General features: G+C 63.5%; 21 protein-coding genes. 7 read left to right on the forward strand and 14 right to left on the reverse strand.

What is annotated here, in order from left to right; all coding sequences use genetic code 11:
• Positions 1–113: 113 nt before the first annotated feature.
• The 5 genes from NKJ15_RS23540 to NKJ15_RS23560 all read right to left on the reverse strand — a co-directional run bounded on the left by NKJ15_RS23540 (position 114) and on the right by NKJ15_RS23560 (position 5,153).
• Entirely contained in the window at positions 114–1,139 is a 1,026-nt protein-coding gene (locus NKJ15_RS23540; protein WP_352473558.1) for a glucokinase, read from the reverse strand.
• A gap of 121 nt (positions 1,140–1,260) precedes the next feature.
• Entirely contained in the window at positions 1,261–2,358 is a 1,098-nt protein-coding gene (gene mepA / locus NKJ15_RS23545; protein WP_502895015.1) for a penicillin-insensitive murein endopeptidase, read from the reverse strand.
• Between the two features lie 56 nt (positions 2,359–2,414).
• The gene (locus tag NKJ15_RS23550) at positions 2,415–3,323 is read right to left on the reverse strand and encodes an SDR family oxidoreductase (RefSeq protein WP_352817866.1); all 909 of its coding nucleotides are present in this window, start codon (positions 3,321–3,323) and stop codon (positions 2,415–2,417) included.
• Complete coding sequence (gene queG, locus NKJ15_RS23555; protein ID WP_352473562.1) at positions 3,320–4,480, reverse strand: tRNA epoxyqueuosine(34) reductase QueG; 1,161 nt, start codon at positions 4,478–4,480, stop codon at positions 3,320–3,322. The genes NKJ15_RS23550 and queG overlap by 4 nt, the downstream gene beginning before the upstream one ends.
• Entirely contained in the window at positions 4,461–5,153 is a 693-nt protein-coding gene (locus NKJ15_RS23560) for a glutathione S-transferase family protein (protein WP_352476844.1), read from the reverse strand. Before NKJ15_RS23560 ends, queG begins: the two co-directional genes overlap by 20 nt.
• Positions 5,154–5,315: 162 nt before the next feature.
• Between NKJ15_RS23560 and NKJ15_RS23565 the strand changes: the two genes are divergently transcribed.
• A complete protein-coding gene (locus NKJ15_RS23565) occupies positions 5,316–6,122 on the forward strand; it encodes an undecaprenyl-diphosphate phosphatase (RefSeq protein ID WP_352473563.1) in 807 nt (268 codons plus the stop codon).
• Positions 6,123–6,215: 93 nt separating this feature from the next.
• Positions 6,216–7,466, forward strand: coding sequence for a flavin-containing monooxygenase (locus NKJ15_RS23570; protein WP_352817947.1), 1,251 nt, complete (start codon positions 6,216–6,218; stop codon positions 7,464–7,466).
• Positions 7,467–7,774: 308 nt separating this feature from the next.
• Here NKJ15_RS23570 and NKJ15_RS23575 read toward each other — a convergent pair whose 3' ends face one another.
• The 4 genes from NKJ15_RS23575 to rsmI form a co-directional block, all read right to left on the reverse strand.
• Positions 7,775–8,011: a metallothionein gene (locus NKJ15_RS23575; protein ID WP_502906939.1), complete on the reverse strand. Its 237-nt coding sequence runs from the start codon at positions 8,009–8,011 to the stop codon at positions 7,775–7,777.
• An 81-nt stretch (positions 8,012–8,092) separates the two neighbouring features.
• Positions 8,093–9,064, reverse strand: coding sequence for a complex I NDUFA9 subunit family protein (locus tag NKJ15_RS23580; protein WP_352683994.1), 972 nt, complete (start codon positions 9,062–9,064; stop codon positions 8,093–8,095).
• 192 nt (positions 9,065–9,256) lie between these two features.
• Positions 9,257–9,634: a YraN family protein gene (locus NKJ15_RS23585; RefSeq protein WP_352817870.1), complete on the reverse strand. Its 378-nt coding sequence runs from the start codon at positions 9,632–9,634 to the stop codon at positions 9,257–9,259.
• The gene (gene rsmI / locus NKJ15_RS23590) at positions 9,627–10,553 is read right to left on the reverse strand and encodes a 16S rRNA (cytidine(1402)-2'-O)-methyltransferase (RefSeq protein ID WP_352817873.1); all 927 of its coding nucleotides are present in this window, start codon (positions 10,551–10,553) and stop codon (positions 9,627–9,629) included. Before rsmI ends, NKJ15_RS23585 begins: the two co-directional genes overlap by 8 nt.
• Before the next feature lie 176 nt (positions 10,554–10,729).
• Here rsmI and NKJ15_RS23595 point away from each other — a divergent pair, with 176 nt between their 5' ends.
• Both NKJ15_RS23595 and NKJ15_RS23600 read left to right on the forward strand, forming a co-directional pair.
• Positions 10,730–10,915 (forward strand): hypothetical protein, encoded by a 186-nt coding sequence (locus tag NKJ15_RS23595; RefSeq protein ID WP_352473567.1) that lies wholly within the window; start codon positions 10,730–10,732, stop codon positions 10,913–10,915.
• Between the two features lie 7 nt (positions 10,916–10,922).
• Positions 10,923–11,108 carry a hypothetical protein gene (locus NKJ15_RS23600; protein WP_023678976.1) on the forward strand — a complete coding sequence of 62 codons (186 nt, stop codon included), beginning with the start codon at positions 10,923–10,925 and terminating at the stop codon, positions 11,106–11,108.
• A 72-nt stretch (positions 11,109–11,180) separates the two neighbouring features.
• On the opposite strand, the gene NKJ15_RS23605 is transcribed toward NKJ15_RS23600, so the two are convergent.
• From NKJ15_RS23605 to rph, 5 genes are read right to left on the reverse strand one after another with little or no spacing between them, the layout of a single operon-like run.
• Positions 11,181–11,504 (reverse strand): low molecular weight protein tyrosine phosphatase family protein, encoded by a 324-nt coding sequence (locus tag NKJ15_RS23605; protein WP_352473568.1) that lies wholly within the window; start codon positions 11,502–11,504, stop codon positions 11,181–11,183.
• Positions 11,505–11,508: 4 nt separating this feature from the next.
• Positions 11,509–12,672, reverse strand: coding sequence for a radical SAM family heme chaperone HemW (hemW, locus tag NKJ15_RS23610; RefSeq protein ID WP_352817876.1), 1,164 nt, complete (start codon positions 12,670–12,672; stop codon positions 11,509–11,511).
• Positions 12,669–13,316, reverse strand: a complete 648-nt coding sequence (gene rdgB / locus NKJ15_RS23615) for an RdgB/HAM1 family non-canonical purine NTP pyrophosphatase (RefSeq protein WP_352614790.1) — start codon at positions 13,314–13,316, stop codon at positions 12,669–12,671. Before rdgB ends, hemW begins: the two co-directional genes overlap by 4 nt.
• 14 nt (positions 13,317–13,330) lie before the next feature.
• Positions 13,331–13,741: a VOC family protein gene (locus NKJ15_RS23620; protein ID WP_352473571.1), complete on the reverse strand. Its 411-nt coding sequence runs from the start codon at positions 13,739–13,741 to the stop codon at positions 13,331–13,333.
• A 33-nt stretch (positions 13,742–13,774) separates the two neighbouring features.
• Complete coding sequence (gene rph / locus NKJ15_RS23625) at positions 13,775–14,491, reverse strand: ribonuclease PH (RefSeq protein ID WP_352473573.1); 717 nt, start codon at positions 14,489–14,491, stop codon at positions 13,775–13,777.
• A 142-nt stretch (positions 14,492–14,633) separates the two neighbouring features.
• On the opposite strand from rph, the gene hrcA reads away from it, so the two are divergent.
• The 3 genes from hrcA (at position 14,634) to NKJ15_RS23640 (ending at position 17,436) form a co-directional block, all read left to right on the forward strand.
• Positions 14,634–15,746 (forward strand): heat-inducible transcriptional repressor HrcA, encoded by a 1,113-nt coding sequence (gene hrcA, locus NKJ15_RS23630; protein ID WP_502893799.1) that lies wholly within the window; start codon positions 14,634–14,636, stop codon positions 15,744–15,746.
• A gap of 36 nt (positions 15,747–15,782) precedes the next feature.
• A complete protein-coding gene (locus NKJ15_RS23635) occupies positions 15,783–15,980 on the forward strand; it encodes a hypothetical protein (protein ID WP_023678983.1) in 198 nt (65 codons plus the stop codon).
• Between the two features lie 100 nt (positions 15,981–16,080).
• Positions 16,081–17,436, forward strand: coding sequence for a PQQ-dependent sugar dehydrogenase (locus tag NKJ15_RS23640; protein WP_352771383.1), 1,356 nt, complete (start codon positions 16,081–16,083; stop codon positions 17,434–17,436).
• The last annotated feature ends 10 nt before the right edge of the window (positions 17,437–17,446 follow it).

A 17,446-nucleotide genomic window follows, 5' to 3' on the forward strand; every position in this document is an offset into this window, starting at 1 on the left:
GCGCTTTGTGGTTTCGGTTCGGCCGGACTGCAATTCGGCAACCTCTTAACGCCCCGATGGCGGCTTGCCTATGGCCGGGGACGGCGAAACTTCGTCGCGGCGCAGCTTGTGTCCTAAACCCGCCAGCGCCGCCCCGCCGTCTGCACGCCGAACAGCGACGGATTTCTGGCATAGGCGGCCAGCCCTAAAAGCGCCGCAAGCGGATGGGTGATGACGTAGACCGGCATGCCGCGCATCAGGGCGCTGTGCGGCGCCTTGTCCTCGAAGGCGGCGCGGAAATTGCCGGTGCGCAGCGCCGGCAGGATTTTTTGCGCGATGCCGCCGGTGAGAAACACGCCGCCGCGGCTCATGAACACCAGAGCGAGATCGCCGGCGGTGCGCCCTAGGCAAGTGACGAAGATCGACAGCGCCTCTTCGGCCACCGGATCGTTCTTTGCCAGCGCCGCGGCGGTGACCTCGGCAGGCGTTGTAAAGGGCGACGGCTTGCCGTCCGCCTTGGCCACCGCCCGGTAGGCATTGACCAGGCCGCGTCCGGACAGGATCTGTTCGCCGGAGATGCGGCCCTCGAGCTTCTCGATATGCGGAAACACCTGGAAATCGCGCGGCGAGCGCGGGCCGATATCCATATGGCCGCCCTCACCGGGTACCGGTATCCAGTGATGCAGCGCATAAACCAGCCCGGCGACACCGAGCCCGGTTCCCGGGCCGAGCACCACCCGCCCGGAATTCGGTTCCGGCTCGTCGCCGCCGATCTTTTCCATATGCTCTTCGCCGAGCGCGACGACAGCCAGCGCCTGTGCCTCGAAGTCGTTGAGCACCACGACGTCGCTGAGACCGAGACTGGCGAACATCTGTCTCGGCTTGACGATCCATGGGCAATTGGTAAGCGGGATCTCGTCGCTTTCGACAGGACCGGCTACCGCCAGCACAGCTGAATTCGGCCGGACCGACGAGCGGTCGAGCACGGCCGACTGGATCGCCTCGTCAATCGTATTGAAGTTGGCGGTCTGGACGATGGTCGGCTCGCCGGCCTCGGAATTCGCATCTAGTACGATCGAGAAGCGCGCATTGGTGCCGCCTATATCGCCGATCAGGATCGGAAATCGCAACAGAGTGTCGTCGTCGCTTACGCCTGGCATGCTCTCGTCCGTTCCCGACGCGTATCGCCGTTCTCTCGTTGACTAGCGCATGACCGCAAAAAGGGAAATCGGTTTTCGAAGTGGAGATGCACGGATGCAGACAGCGAACACGCTGCCCGCATCAGTGCCCCGGTCGTGGCCGCGGCAGCGGAATGCCGATCTCGGGCGTCGCCACAAAGGCGTTCGCCGAGGCCGGAAGCGCTGCCGCGCCGGCTGCGACCGTTGGCTGCGGCGCAGGCTCGGCTGCGAGAGCGGGTGCGGTGGCCGCGATCGGCACGCCGTCGCCATAGTAGGTGACTGCTTCCGCCGACGGCGGAGCTGGCGCGTCGAGCACGAATTGGCATTGCCTGGGCAGGTTCGCCATCGTCATCAGGTCGCGTGCCTTCGGCTTGTCCGGGTTCTTGTTGGGGCGCCACGGCTCCTCGGTGAACCACCAGGCCAGCGCCTGGTCGCAGCCATCGCCTGGCGCCGTCGCTTCCTGTGCCTTGCAGTCGGGTGATCCAGCCTGGCAGCCGATGCGAATGTGGAAGTGGTAGTCGTGGCCCCAGAACGGCCTGACCTTGCGCAACCAGCTACGGTCGCCTTTGACCGTGTCGCAGAGCTTCTTCTTGATCCCGGGATTGACCAGGATGCGCTCGACTTCGGGATAGCTCGCGGCGCGCTTCAACAACCGCGTGTGCATCGGCGTCCACAGCCCGTCCTTCACCAAATGGGTCTTTTCATCGACCATCAAGGTAGCGCTGATGTTTTCGCGCTCTTCGGCCGAGAGCTTACGGTCGGGCATCGGCGTCAGCCAGATGTCGGCGTCGAGGCCGATCTGGTGCGAGGCATGGCCGGTCAGCATCGGACCGCCGCGCGGTTGCGAGATGTCGCCGATCAGCAAGCCCGGCCAGCCGTCGGCAGCGGCATCGCGCGACAGTTTCTCGATCAGCGCGATCATTGCCGGATGGCCCCAGCGACGATTGCGCGACGGTCGCATCACCTCCCAGTGCCGGCCGTCCATGGGTAGGGCGACGCCGCCGGAAAAACAGCCTTTGGAATAAAAGCCGATCGATTGCGCTGCTGCGAGTGCCGGCAGCTTTTTGGCGCCGAACAGGTCCTTTGCCCGTTGCTCGGCGCTCCCTGGCTGCGTTGCAAGCGCCGCCAAGCCGGCGATGGCCAGTACTGCCGTCAGCAGCAGCGTTTTGCCCGGCAAGGCTCGCGCTAACGTCTTCCCCAAGCTGGACCCCTCCGCGATTTGAACCGCATCATACCATAGCCCGCGCAACGTATCGATCATGACCGTTTCATCGGGCTGCGCGCCTCGCCGTCGCGCCAGTCGCCGCTCGCCCACATGGCATCGAGCGCCGAGCGATAGTCGGGAAAGCGAAAGCCATAACCGGCCGCCTTGATTGCCGCGTTGGCGACACGCTTGTTCTCGCTGTAGAAAGACCGCGCCATGGGCGAAAGTTGGGCGGTCTCGAACGGAATTTCGGGCGGCGGCTCGATGCCCATCAATTGAGCGGCATAGGCGACGACGTCCTGCGGCGGCGCCGGCAGGTCGTCGGTGACGTTGAAGATGCCGCCGCGATTGCCCTCGGCGAGATGCCAGAGCGCACCGGCAATATCGTCGCAATGGATGCGGTTGAACACCTGGCCCGGCTTGACCAGCCGCCGCGCAGTGCCGTTTTCCAGGTTGACCAGGGCGTTGCGGCCCGGCCCGTAAATGCCGGAAAGCCGCAGGATCGCCACCGGCCGGTGGATGTCATGGCCCAATTGTAGCCAATCCTGCTCGGCTGCGACACGCATCACCGACCGCTTCGACAACGGCCGGCATTCGGCGGCCTCGTCCACCCAATTGCCGCCACGGTCGCCATAGACGCCGACGGTGGAGAGATAGGCGATCCATTCGAGCTCCGGCATGTTGGCCGCGATCTCCTCGCGTGCCGCGCCCAGCATCGGGTCGCCGGCCTCGTCCGGCGCGACCGAGACGACGAGATGGGTTGTCTTCCCAAGGGCATCGCCGATTTCGGAGGTCAGCGTGCCATCGAAACGCAGCGGCACGATACCGGCTTGCTGCAGCGCCGCGAATTTTTCCAGCGACCGTGTTGTACCGAAGATCGTTGCGTCGGCATCCCTGTTGGTGCGGGCGAAGGCCTTGCCCGAATAACCGGCGCCGAAGATGAAAATCTGCTTTTTTGTCATGTATGCGCCTCGATCGGCTTTGGCAGGGCCAGAAGCCATTCGCCTCTCACCGCCTCGTCATGTTCTGCTTGCAAAGCGGCTGCGGCACGTTCGGCAAACTCCCGACCCGGCACCAGCCGCGACAGCGCCCATACCGCAGCTCCGCGAACCAGGGGCGAGGCGTCGTCGAGCAGCGCGCGAACGGCGCCGGCCAGCGACAAGTCCTGGGAATTGCCGGCCGCTATCAGCACGTTTCGGATAAAACGGTCGCGGCCGATGCGCTTGATCGGCGAGCCCGAAAAAAGCGTGCGGAAGGCAGTGTCGTCTAGACGCAGCAGCTCGGCGAGCGGCGGTTCGCGCAAGTCCGCGCGGGCGGCAAGCTTTGCCTCCGAAGCGGCTTGGGCGAACTTGTTCCACGGGCAGGCGGCCAGGCAGTCGTCGCAGCCATAGATGCGATTGCCGATCTTTTCCCGGAACTCATGCGGGATCGGTCCTTTGTTCTCGATGGTGAGGTATGAAATGCAGCGCCGCGCATCGAGCCGGTAAGGCGCCGGAAAGGCGTCCGTCGGGCAGGCGTCGAGGCAGGCCCGGCAGGAGCCGCAATGATCGTTCTCAGGCGCGTCCGGCACCAGCTCGGCCGTCGTGAAGATGGTGCCGAGGAACAGCCAGGAGCCATGCGCGCGGCTGACTAGGTTGGTGTGCTTGCCTTGCCAGCCGAGGCCAGCCGCCTCGGCCAGCGGCTTTTCCATCACCGGCGCGGTGTCGACAAACACTTTCACGTCCCCGCCGGCGCGCGCCACGATCTTGCCGGCGATCTCCTTCAGCCGGCCTTTCATCACGTCATGATAGTCGCGGTTCTGCGCATAGGCCGAGATCGCGCCGCGGTCGCGCTTTGCCAGGATGTCGCGTGGGTCGTGGTCGGGGCCGTAATTCATCGCCAGCACGATGATCGAGCGGACCTCTGGCCAAAGCGTCGTCGGTTTGCCTCGCCGTTCGAGCGTTTCGGCAATCCAGCCCATCGAGCCGTGAAAGCCGTCGGCAACGAATTCGGCCAGCCGTTCCGGCGCCTGCGGAATCGCATCGGGCGTGGTGACGGCAACGGCGTCGAAGCCGGCATTCCGCGCCTCGCGGTCGATCAGCGCGCGCAGCTTTGCCGTATCAGAAATCGAGATCCGCATAATGTGACACCGGCGACAGGCCGCGCACCCGGTCGGACAGAAGCGGCCGGAACGAAGGCCGTGATTTCACCCTTGTATACCATTCGCGCGCGGCGCTGTGTTCGCGCCAGTCGATCTCGCCGAGATAGTCGAGCACCGACAGTGCCGCCGCCGCCGCGAGATCGGCATAGGTGACCTTGTTGCCGGCCAGCCAATGACGGGTGCCGGCCAGCCAGTTGGTGTATTTCATGTGCTGGCGGATATTGGCGCGGGCGGCGCGGATCGCCGCCGAATCGGGCGAGCCGCCGCCTGCCGTTTCCGGCATGACCGGCTTCAGGACGCGCTCGCGCACCAGATGCCGGGTAACCTCGCTTTCCGCCTTGTTGAGGTACCAGTCGGTCAGCCGGCGGATTTCGGCGCGCTCCATTGGATCCTCCGCGAACAGCCGCTTGTCGCGCTTGAGTACGCCGCGCGTCTCGTCGAGATATTCGGCGATGACCATCGCGCCGACGATCGGCACGTCGCCCTCGGCAAGCAGGATCGGCAGCGTGCCGGCCGGGTTCAGTGCCAGGAACTCCTTGCGCCGCGTCCACGGCTTCTCTTCGATCAGCGCCAGTTCCTCGCCATACTCGCCAAAGGCAAGGCGGACGAAGCGGCAGCTGGCGAACATCGGATGGTGGAAAAGCGTCAGCATGGTCCCGCGATAATAGAGCGCACTGGCAAATCGCCGGCTGCGCCGGTAAGTCTTGGCCGCCCGATTCAGCGGGCTGTCAGGGTGCTGCGACCTATAGGGGGAGTTCCGCGCCGTGACAAGCAAGCCCTTTTCTCACGCCCTCACTCCAACGCCGAGGTTGCCATGGAAAGCCAGACCGTCGTCGAAGCGCTGCTGCTCGGCATGCTCGAGGGCCTGACCGAGTTTATTCCGGTGTCTTCAACCGGTCATATCCTGCTTGCCGGCCATTTCCTCGGCTTTCATTCGACCGGCAAGGCCTTCGAGATCCTGATCCAGCTCGGCGCCATATTGGCGATTCTCAGCGTCTATTTCCGCCGTCTCTGGAAGATGCTGCTCGAGCTGCCCTACGATCGGCTGACGCGGCATTTCGTCCTTGGCATCCTCATCGCATTCCTGCCGGCGGCCATTATCGGCGCGCTGGCGCACGATTTCATCAAGACGGTGCTGTTCGAATCGCCGCGGCTGATCTGCATCATGCTGATCATCGGCGGTGTCATCCTGCTGCTGGTCGATCGCATGAAGCCGAAGCCCTATTACCACGATGTCGAGCGGTTTCCGACCAGGCTTTATCTGCAGATCGGGCTGTTTCAGTGCCTGTCGCTGATCCCCGGCACGTCGCGCTCGGGTTCGACCATCGTCGGCGCGCTGCTGCTCGGGGTCGACAAACGGGCGGCGGCGGAATTCTCCTTCTTCCTCGCCATACCGACGATGGTCGGCGCCTTCGCCTTCGACCTGTTCAAGAACCGCAATGTGCTGAGCAGCGCCGACCTGCCCATCATCGCCGTCGGTTTCGTCGCCGCCTTCGTCACCGCGCTAATCGTCGTGCGCTTCCTGCTCGACTACGTCTCGCGCCATGGCTACGCGCTGTTCGGCTGGTGGCGGCTGGTCGTCGGCATCGTCGGCCTGGCGGGGCTGGCCATCTGGGGATGAGCCGGCGCGGATAGCGCAATCCCAGCCGGAACTCTATTCTTGCCCGAAGCCGAGCCACACGATCTTGTGGACGTATGGTTGGCAGGGGAATGCATGAGCGAAGTTCTTGATGCCCTCGTTATTGGCGCCGGTCCGGCGGGACTCGGCGTCAGCTACTTCTTGAAACGGCAGGGCCGCGACCACCGTGTGCTCGATCGAGGCCGGATTGGCGAAACGTGGCGAACGCAGCGGTGGAACTCGTTTCGACTGAATTCGCCGACCATTCGCTCCATCTTACCCGGTGATTCCTACGAGGGGCCCGAGCCGTGGGGCGCGATAACCCACCACGAATTTGTCGCGTATCTCGAAGGCTATGCCGAGCGGCACCGCCTGCCGGTAAGCACCCAAACTCCGGCGCAAGAGCTGACGAGAGACGACGGGATCTTTCGCATCACCACGACGGACGGGGCATTTCTGGCGCGCAATGTGGTGATCGCCACCGGCGACCAGAATCGGCAGGTCCGGCCAGCAGGGTCGGCGGATTTGCCAACCGCAATTCGCCAAGTCGATTCCTCGGCTTATCGCAACCCGGCCGAGTTCGAGAGTGGCGCGGTGCTGGTGGTCGGCAGCGGTCAGTCGGGCGGCCAGATCGCCGAGGATCTGGCGCTGTCCGGACGTGCGGTCTTTTTGGCGACCAGCCGCAACGGCCGTTGGGTGCGGCGCTACCGCGGGGGCAACATACTTAAATGGCTGACGCTGTCCGGTTTTCTCGACGTTCCGCGCAAGGAACTCGTCCTCCCCTCCGGCAAGCTGCAGGCCCGCGCGCTGGTCGGCGCGACCCATACGATCAGCCTGCAATCGCTGAGTGCACAGGGCGTGGTGCTGCTCGGCCGCTTTAGGGGTGTGGAGAACGCCAACCTCGTCTTCGGCGACGAGCTCGACGACCATATGCGATTTGCCGACGAGGTCTCCGCGAATGCCAAGCGCCTGGTTGACGAGTACATCGAGCGCGCCGGCCTCGATGCGCCACTGGCCGAGGATGATCCAGCCGAGACGATTGAACCGCGCTTGCCCGATCCTCCGATCCGCTCCCTCGACTGGACGGCGAGCGGCATCAGATCAGTGATCTGGTGCACGGGCTTCACTGGCGATTTCTCATGGGTTCGGCTTCCCGGCGCGCTCGATGCCGCCGGCCAGCCCGTCCACGAGGATGGCGTCGGCGTTGTTCCAGGTCTCTTTTTCGCCGGCCTCGATTTCGGATCGACGCGGAAGTCGGGCACCATACCGGCCATTCCAGAGGAGGCGGCCGCCGTCGTGGAGCGACTCGTCCAAGTGGGAGCCGACTTGCCACGGAACGGCGTCTAAACGAGCGCGTCGAACGCGGGTTCTTGAACGTACAAGAACATGACAGCTCTGGCGCGATCAAGACGACGCACGCTGCCTTCTGTCGAAGCGCACCGACAATTTTCCGTAGTCCATTGGTGCGACAGCCAGAAATCGCCGGCACCTTCGATACGGCGCTCCGATTCGTGGCCGACTGCATCCATTGCCTCCATCAACGTGCGACGGCCTTGACCTCGGCTGGTCGTCGTCGTGCTGACAGCACTGGCAATATGGGATGAGCCGGCGCAGTCGTTCGGAATGGTCGACCCGGAGACGCCAAAGGAGGTGCATCAAGGCGCGCGATCGGTCAGCGCGTTCGCACCTTCCTCCGCGGCGCAATGTGCGCAGCAGTAGATGATGTCATCCTGTTCGACGTCATGTCCGATGATCCGGCATCCGCAATGCGGACATATCGGAGCAAGTTTCTGGACCGCGCATTCGAAGCTGTCGAACGTGTAGGTCTCCTCGGCCATCGTCACTTTGAAAGCCTTGTCGTAGTCATTCCCGCATTGATCGCATCTGGCCATAGTTCGTTTCCTTCTTTCACGGCTTCAAGCTCGACCAACCTGTCGCGCGGCGATAGGTTCCCGCCAGGATCAGGGGCCGTCCTAAGGCGGAGACGAGCGCGAGCCTACGCCACGGCGCTGTTCGATCGCACGGATCACCTCGTCGATATCCCGCGGCTCGATGTCGAGTTCCTTCAGGCCAGGCGTGTCGATTGCTGCCACATTGTCCTGACGCATAAGATCGATCTGGTTGCGCGTTATGGGGGCAGCCGGGAGGAGTTCCGCGACGCCAGCCAAGGCGTTCCATACCGCAAACGGCACCGGCATCAGCTTGACGTGCGTATCGAGCTGTCGGGCGATCTCCCGAAGCAGTTCCTTATAGGTATAGATGCGCGGGCCACCGAATTCGAATATGGATGAACCCGTGTGGGTTCGCCCGTCGATCAGCCGGCTCACTGCTTCGGCGACGTCCGCCACATAGACCGGCTGAAGCCGTGTGCCACCATCGCCGAACAGCGGATAGACCGGCAGGAGGCGTATCATCCTCACAATGGTCGTGAGGAAAGCGTCGTCAGGTCCTGTCATGACGGCGGGACGCACAATGAAAGCGCCGGGAAATGCGCTTTCCACGGCACCCTCTCCGCGCCCACGCGCCCTTATGTAATTCGAATCCGATTGAGGATCGGAGCCGATCCCTGAAATCAGGACGAACTGGTCGATCGCGCGGTCGCGCGACGCGGCAGCGAGATCGGCCGCGGCTTTCACATGCACGCGTTCAAAGGTCTGGACGCCGTGCTCGACGTAAAGACTGACAGCATTCACGACCGCCTGTGATCCGGTAATGGCCGACCTGATCGAGGACGCATCCAATATATCCGCCTCGACTGCCTCGGGCATCCTTGTAATCGAGGAAAAGACCAGGGCCACGCGAGCCGGATGGCGAGATGCAGCGCGCACCGTGAAACCTCTTTCCAGGAGCCGCTTCACGATCCTGCGCCCGAGAAAGCCAGTTCCGCCGAACACGGTGACGATCCGTACCGGGTTGAGATCGTCAGGATCCATTTGCCTCGCCATCCCTTTGTCCTCGCATAGCTGCCGCGAGGACTGCCCAGGCCGGCATTTGAACCAGCCCGTCGAACATCAGGACGATTGGGGAACAACGCAGGAACGCTTTTGTTCCAGTCAGCGCTGGGCGGATGCTTGACAGATCGGCAAACCATGATCTGAACCGCAGGCGCAGCAAAACGGCCCCACTTCGAGAATGGCCTAGTTTCGCCCGTAAAACACATTCTTGACATGCACCGGCCAGCGCCACGGCAGCACCGCCACCATGTCGAAGCGCACCGATAATTTTCCGTAGTCGGATTGGCGCGACAGCCAGAAATCGGCGGCGCCTTCGATGCGGTGCTCCGATTCGCGACCGACGGCTTCCATTGCGTCCATCAGCGTGCGGCGCGCCTTGACCTCGACAATCAGCACCAGATCGCCACGCCGTGCGATCAGGTCGATCTCGCCGAACCTGGTGCGGTGGCGGCGGGCAAGAATTCGGTAGCCTTTCAGCATCAGCGCCGCCGCCGCCAGCCATTCGCCGTGATGGCCGCGCCGGTAGGCCTTTTGCCGGCTGGCGCTCGGCCGTTCAGCCATCGCCGCCTCCGCCGGTCCCGTCTCTTCCGGCATTCTTGAGGTCGAGCAGCCGACGATAGAGCGCCTGCTTCTGGCCACCCGTCATCTTGGCGGCTTCCGCCGCTGCCTTGGAGGCCGGCATCTCGGCGGCGAGCGAAAGCAGCAGCCGGTCGATGTCTTCTGGCTCATCAGCGACCGCATCGGCCGGGCCGACGCAGATGACGATTTCACCCTTGGGCGTATCGGCTCCCGCATAATGGCTGGCGAGCGATTGCAGGGTGCCGGTCCGCATCTCCTCGAAAGTCTTGGTCAGCTCGCGGCCGATCGCCGCCTTGCGGGCACCGCCCAGCACCTCGACCATGGCACTGAGCGTCTCGGCCAGCCGGCGCGGCGATTCGAATAAGATCAACGTTGCTGGCGCCGCCTTCAGCGCTTCCAGCCGCGTCAGCCGCTGCCCGGACTTCACCGGCAGGAAGCCGGCAAACAGAAACGCGTCCGAGGGCAGGCCGGATGCCGTCAAGGCGGCAAGTGCTGCTGATGGGCCGGGGATCGGCACGACACGAATGCCACGTTCCAGCGCCTCACCGACCAGCCGGTAGCCGGGGTCGGAGATGAGCGGCGTGCTGGCATCCGAGATCAGCGCTACGCTTTGGCCGGCCTCGAGCGCCGCGATCAGCTTCGGTCCGGCCTCGCCGGCATTGTGCTCGTGGTAGGCGGTGGTGCGGCGGCGGATCCCGTAGCGGTCGAGCAGCACGCGGCTGACACGTGTGTCCTCGCAAGCGACGATATCGGCGGCGGCGAGCGTTTCCAGCGCGCGCAGCGTGATGTCGGCGAGATTGCCGATAGGCGTCGCCACCAGGTAGAGCGCCGGCTCGAGCGGCCGGGCGGCGATTTCGGTCTGCCCGACCACGTAACTGCGTTTGGCCGATTCGCCGGTCACCTGCACAACTCCGTTCGACCCTGTTTGGCACGGCTCACGCTTGGTTGCAAAAGCCTGGGTTGCAAAGGCCCTGGTTCCAAAAGGGATGCCGACGTGAACCAGCCGCCATGCCTTCGCCATAGTAGGGAACGAAACCGTTGCCGGCGAATTTTACACCTGATCTCGGGAGGAGCAGGATGAACAGCCTGACGATACAGGACGTTTTCGAACCCTACTATGCCGGCCGCAAACGCTTCGCTGCGCCATGCGACAAGAACCTGCCTGCCGAAGCCGCAGATGGCAGAGCCAAGAAGCCGCTTGCACGCCAGCGATCGGCAGAGAGCAAGCCCGCAAACGAAACCGCCCGCACGATGGAGCACTGACCGGACGATGCCCAATCGCTTCGACATTTTCATCACCCGCCTCGAAACAAAAAGCGCCCGCGATGGCGCAGCGTCACATTCCACAGACGACCAGCACCATGCCTCACGCGACAAAAGCGAGATCAAGCCGGCCCGTTCCGGAGAGACCAGCGAAAAAGATCGCGCCAAACACCGCCACAAGCACGAGGCTTGACCACCGCAGACCTTCGCGATTGGTCGAGACAGCTCTCGAAAGCGCGGTTGCGCATGCTCCGCGATGTATCATTCAACCCAGATACTTCGAGACACGCGCCTCCAGCAGGCCCACCAGAGCCGGGTCCATGAATGCATAGTCGTCGGGAATATCGAGGCAGATTACTCGAGCCTTTTTCAGGCTTGTCTTGAATTTCTGCTGCAGTTTGGCGCGGTGCATTTTTTCCATCACGAAGATGATGTCGGCCCAGGCGACGAGTTCATGCGTCAACGGAATGTCGGCATCGTGATTAGTGCCGGCCGAAGCGACCTCGATGTCCCGCCGCTTGGAAAACACCTGCTCCGCCGTCGGGCTGCGCAAGCGATTCTGGCTGCAGATGAAGAGAACGTTCTTCAACGCGCTATCTGGCCAAATCCGCCACGACCGCATCGAGCACGATCATGCCGGCCGGCGTGGCACGCAGGCGGGCATTGCCGATCGGCGCCACCAGGCCTTCGTCCTGCAGCACCGACAGCCGTGCCGTCGACAGGCCGCGCCCTGAAAATGCCTCGTAGCGGGAAAGGTCGATGCCTTCCGCCAACCTCAGCCCCATCAGCAGGAACTCGTCGGCCTCTTCCGACCGCGTCAGGATCTCGCCGCCGGTAACGCCATGGCCCTTGGCCTCGACCAGATTGGCCCAGGTCTCCGGCATTTTCTCGGCGATCGTCACCACGCGCCGGCCATTTTCGACGAACCGGCCATGCGCGCCGGGACCGACGCCGACATATTCGCCATAACGCCAGTAGGTGAGATTGTGCCGGCTTTCGGCGCCGGGCCTGGCATGATTGGAAATCTCGTAGGCCGGCAGTCCGCGCGCGGCGGTGATCTCCTGTGTCAACGCATAGAGATCGGCGGCAAGCTCATTGTCTGGAATGATGAACTTCCTTGCCGCATGCAGCGCATGGAACGGCGTGCCTTCCTCGATGGTCAGCTGATAGAGCGACAGATGGTCTGCGGCGTGGCCGATCGCCTGCTCGAGCTCCGCCTGCCACGCTTCCGGCGTCTGACCGGGCCGCGCGTAGATCAGGTCGAACGACAGCCGTGGGAATATCTCGCGCGCCAGGCCGATCGCATGCAGGGCCTCATCGACATTGTGCAAACGGCCGAGGAAGCGCAGATCCTTGTCGTGCAGCGCCTGCACGCCAAGCGATACCCGGTTGACGCCGGCCGCGCGATAGCCGCGAAAGCGCTCGGCCTCGACGGAGGAGGGATTGGCCTCCAGTGTCACCTCGATGCCATCAGGCACCGTCCAGTTCTTCGCCACTGCATCCAGCACCGCCGCCACGGTCTGCGGTTTCATCAGCGATGGCGTGCCGCCGCCAAGAAAGATACTGGTCACCTCGCGCGGCCCGGTGCGGCCGCGCATCGTCGCCAGCTCGGCCTCGAAGGCGCGGGCAAAACGCTCCTGGTCGACCGGCTGGTGGCGGACATGGCTGTTGAAGTCGCAATACGGGCATTTGGCCGCGCAGAACGGCCAGTGGACGTAGACGCCGAAACCAGGCCTGCGGTCGAGCAGCATGGTCATACGGCGGCCAATCGGGCTTGCGCGAATTTCTGGAAGGCGCGGGCACGGTGCGACAATGCGGTTGGCTGGCCGGGCTTCCAGCCATGCTTGTCCTTCGCGCTCATCTCGCCGAAGGTCTTCTCGAACCCATCGGGCAAGAACACCGGATCGTAGCCGAAGCCGAGCTCGCCGCGCGGCGGCCATACCAGCGTGCCCTCGACCTCACCGCGAAAATATTCCGCCTGGCCATCGGGGAAGGCCAGGCAGATGACCGCGACAAAGCGGCCCTTGCGCTGGGCAGGCGTGATCGCGCCAACTTCTTGCAAGGCCACTTCCGTGCGCTGCATGGCCATGCCGAAGTCGCGGGAGCCGTCCGGCGTCTCAGCCCAGTTGGCGGTGTAGACGCCGGGTGCGCCGTCGAGCGCATCGACACACAGGCCGGAATCGTCCGACAGCGCCGGCAATCCAGTGGCCTTGGCGGCGGCCAAGGCTTTTATGAGGGCGTTCTCCTCGAAAGTGGTGCCGGTCTCGTCCGGTTCCGGCAGGCCGTATTCCTTTGCGGACTTCGCTTCAATGCCGAATGGCGCCATCAGATCGGCGAATTCTCGCAATTTGCCGGCGTTGTGGCTTGCGACGATGATCTTATGCCCATCAAGCGAATGAATAGTTGGCGAATGCATCAGATGCCCCAAATTCGTGGCTCGGCGAATTCGATCGAATTGCCGGAGGGATCGCGAATATAGATCGAGCGGCCGCCTTGCGGCCACTCGAACTCGCTTTCGATGGCGATTTTCTTCGCCTCAAGATGCGCTTTCCAGCGTGGGATTTCATCCGCGCTTGCGGCGAAGCAAAGATGGCCCTGGCCGACCGCGCCATGCGGCGGCACGGGCAGCTTGGCGTCGGCCCGCGGCGGCACTTTGGTGGCCTCGGCATTGAAGATAAGCAGCACGCCGTCGCCGCAGCGGAAGAAGAGATGCCTGCCATCGACCTTACCGAGCAGATCGAGCCCGAGCACGCCCGAATAGAACCGTTCCGCGGCAGCAAGGTCGGTCACGTAGAGTGCTGATTCCAGGATTGCGGAAGGAGTCACAGGATCGCCAATCTCATCAATATTGGACCGCAGCTAAGCCACCGCCATTTGCTGCAAGCTGACCAGGCGCTGAATGCCTTTCTTGGCGAGCCCCATCAGCGCCGCGAACTGCTCTTCCGAGAACGGCTCGCCCTCGGCCGTGCCTTGGATCTCGACGATGCCGCCCTTGCCGGTCATGACGAAATTGGCGTCGGTGCCGGCCGAGGAATCCTCGATGTAGTCGAGGTCGATGACCGGCTGGCCATCATGGATTCCGCAGGAGATTGCCGCAACGTGATCCTTCAGCACCTTGCTCAGGCTCGCCATCTGGCGGGCTTCCATCCAGCGCAGGCAGTCGTAGAGCGCCACCCAGCCGCCGGTGATCGAAGCGGTGCGCGTGCCGCCGTCGGCCTGGATCACGTCGCAGTCGACGGTGATCTGCTGCTCGCCGAGCGCCTGCAGATTGACCACGGCGCGCAGGGAGCGGCCGATCAGCCGCTGGATTTCCAGCGTGCGGCCGCCTTGTTTGCCGGACGAAGCCTCGCGGCGCATGCGCTCGCCGGTCGAACGCGGCAGCATGCCGTATTCCGCCGTCACCCAGCCCTTGCCGGAGTTGCGCATCCAGCCCGGCACCTTTTCCTCCAGGCTGGCCGTACACAGCACATGCGTGTCGCCGAACTTCACCAGGCACGAGCCTTCCGCATGCTTGGAGACGCCGCGCTCGAAGGAGATGGGGCGCATTTCGTCGAATTGGCGTTTGGAAGGGCGCATTCAGGCTTCTTTCTTCGGAGTCTTGGCCGGGGAATCTTGGCCGGCTTGTAGCCGCACGGGGCGTGAGGCGCAAAGGAAAATGGACCGGTTGCGCCGACACCGCGGAAGTCTATATCTTCGGGGCGGAGGTTTTTGGCTCGAAATGACAAAGGCAGTCGATCCCGGTTTGCAGTCGCACGTGCTCCCGTCGCACGCGCTGCAATCGCCCGCGCTTCAATCGCTCGACATGCGTTCGCGCGACATCTTCCGGCGCATCGTCGATTCCTATTTGAGGGATGGCGAGCCGGTCGGTTCGCGCAGCTTGTCGCGCATCCTGCCGTCGTCGCTGTCGCCGGCCACCATCCGCAACGTGATGAGCGACCTTGAGCATCTCGGCCTGATCTATGCGCCGCACATTTCGGCTGGCCGGCTGCCGACCCAGGCAGGCCTGCGCTTCTTCGTCGATGCTTTCATGGAACTTGGTGACCTCTCCGACGAGGAGCGCCGCACCATCGAGGCCCAGGTGCGCGCCTCCGGCTCGGGCGCAACTCTGGAGCATATGCTGACCGAGGCCAGCCAGATGCTGTCCGGCATGTCGCGCGGCGCCGGCCTCGTGCTCGCCGCCAAGAATGAGGCGGCGCTTAAGCACATCGAATTCATCCAGCTCGAGCCGACCAAGGCGCTGGCCGTGCTGGTCTCGCAGAACGGCGACGTCGAAAATCGCGTCATCGATCTGCCCGCCGGCATCACCATCTCGCAATTGCACGAAGCCTCTAACTTCCTCAACGCCCATATCCGCGGTCGCACCCTGGCCGAGGCGCGGGTCGAGATCGCCCGCATCAAGGAAGAGACCAGGGCGGCCCTCGACACGCTGTCGCAGGATCTGGTCGAGAAGGGCCTGGCGGTCTGGGCAGGCGCTGAAAGCGGCGTGCCTGGGCGGCTTATCGTGCGCGGTCGCGCCAATCTCCTGGAAAACGTCACTGCCCAGGCCGACATAGAATTGCTGCGGCATCTGTTTGAGGATCTGGAGACGCAGGATGGGCTGATCCAGCTTCTCGACCTCGCCGAGGCAGGCCCAGGCGTGCGCATATTCATCGGTTCGGAAAACAAGCTGTTTTCGCTGTCTGGCTCCTCGCTGGTGGTGGCACCCTATCGCGACAAGGACGCGCGTGTCGTCGGTGCGCTCGGCGTCATCGGGCCGACGCGGCTGAATTATGCGCGCATAGTACCGATGGTCGACTATACGGCGCAGCTGATTTCGCGCATGCTGAGCTAGGAGCCGCCGCGGGCCCGCCGCAAGGAGGAGAAAAGAATGGCGCTGGAATCGTTCAAGGCCCAGATCAGTCTGCTGCTCGAAGAAATGATCAACCAGCCAGAGGATCAGCACGAGGTACAAGAGCAGTTGCGCGAGAAGCTGCAAGAGATGCGGGCGATGGGTTTACCGCTGCCGGCCGATCTGGTCGCGCTGGAAAAGCGCCTCGACGACGACTTTTACGCCTCTGGCAACTGAACGGGTTCGGCTTCAAATCCTCGTGTGCTGGACGGCCGCTTGGAACGATCAATACCTGATGCCGTTTGCCCCTGTTCGAGGCGAATCCCGGAGGACGTTGATGATCCGATCTGGCGGCTTTGCGGCCTTGGCCGCTGCCCTCCTTGTTGCGACACCGGCAGCCGCCCAGCAGGCGGACCAGAATGTGCTCAAAGGCGAAGCCGCGTTTGGCGATTGGCACGCCGACAGGCCTGGCGTCCGACGCCTGATTGGGCCGCGAGACATGCCGGCAGCCGACCCCGCCCAATCCGCTTCGAACGGCGCCGGCGTGGCGGAACGGCCCGAAAGCGCCAAGCCAGAATTGCCGTCGGGCTTTTCGGCTGAAATGATCGCATCCGGCATCGTCAATCCACGTGTCGTGCGCGTCGCTCCGAATGGCGACCTGTTTGTTGCCAACAGCCATGCCGACCAAATACGCGTCTATCGTCTCGCCGAGGGCAGCGCCAGGCCCATCGAGAAAGCGATCTTCGCCAAGGGGCTCAATTATCCCTACGGCATCGCCTTCTATCCGCCAGGAGACAAACCGCAATGGGTTTATGTCGCGAACAGCGACAGCATCGTCCGCTTCCCCTATCGCGATGGCGACCTGAAGACATCCGGCAAACCAGAAACCATTGTCGCCAAAATCCCGTCGGGTGGTCACACGACCCGCGACATCGCCTTCTCGCAGGACGGCAAAACGCTTTATTTGTCGGTTGGCTCCGCCTCGAACGTCGCCGAGGATATAGGCAAGGAGCCGGATAGCGGCCTCGAAGCTTGGGCCAAATCAAAGCCGCTAGGGGCGGCCTGGGGCTCCGAGGACGGCCGTGCCGATGTGCTCGCCTTTGACCCGGATGGGAAAAATCCCCGAACTGTTGCCACCGGCCTGCGCAACTGTACGGGCATGACCGTGCAGCCCGCCACCGGCGCATTGTGGTGCGTCGTCAATGAGCGCGACGAACTCGGCGACAATGTGCCGTTCGAATTTGCAACGGCGGTCAAGGACGGCGGATTCTATGGTTGGCCTTGGTACTACATCGGCAATAACGAGGATCCGCGCCATCAGGGCGAACGGCCAGACCTCGCCGGCAAGGCCACTGTCCCCGATGTATTGATGCAGGCGCATTCGGCGCCGATGAATATAGCCTTCTACGACGGCAAGAACTTCCCGGCGGATTATCAGGGTGACGCCTTCGTCACCATGCATGGTTCGTGGAACCGTGGCGCCAGGACCGGCTACAAGGTGGTGAGGCTCAAATTCAGGGATGGCAAGCCGACCGGCGAATATGAGGACTTCATGACCGGCTTCGTCATCTCGAACGACGCCGTCTGGGGCCGCCCGGTCGGTGTCGCGATGGCCAAGGACGGCTCGGTGATCGTCACAGAAGACGGTAATGGCACCATCTGGCGCGTTACCTACGAAGACGGCCGTTCCTGAACGGCGGTGT

The sequence above is a fragment of the Mesorhizobium sp. M0207 genome (genome assembly GCF_040321995.1).
GTDB lineage: Bacteria > Pseudomonadota > Alphaproteobacteria > Rhizobiales > Rhizobiaceae > Mesorhizobium.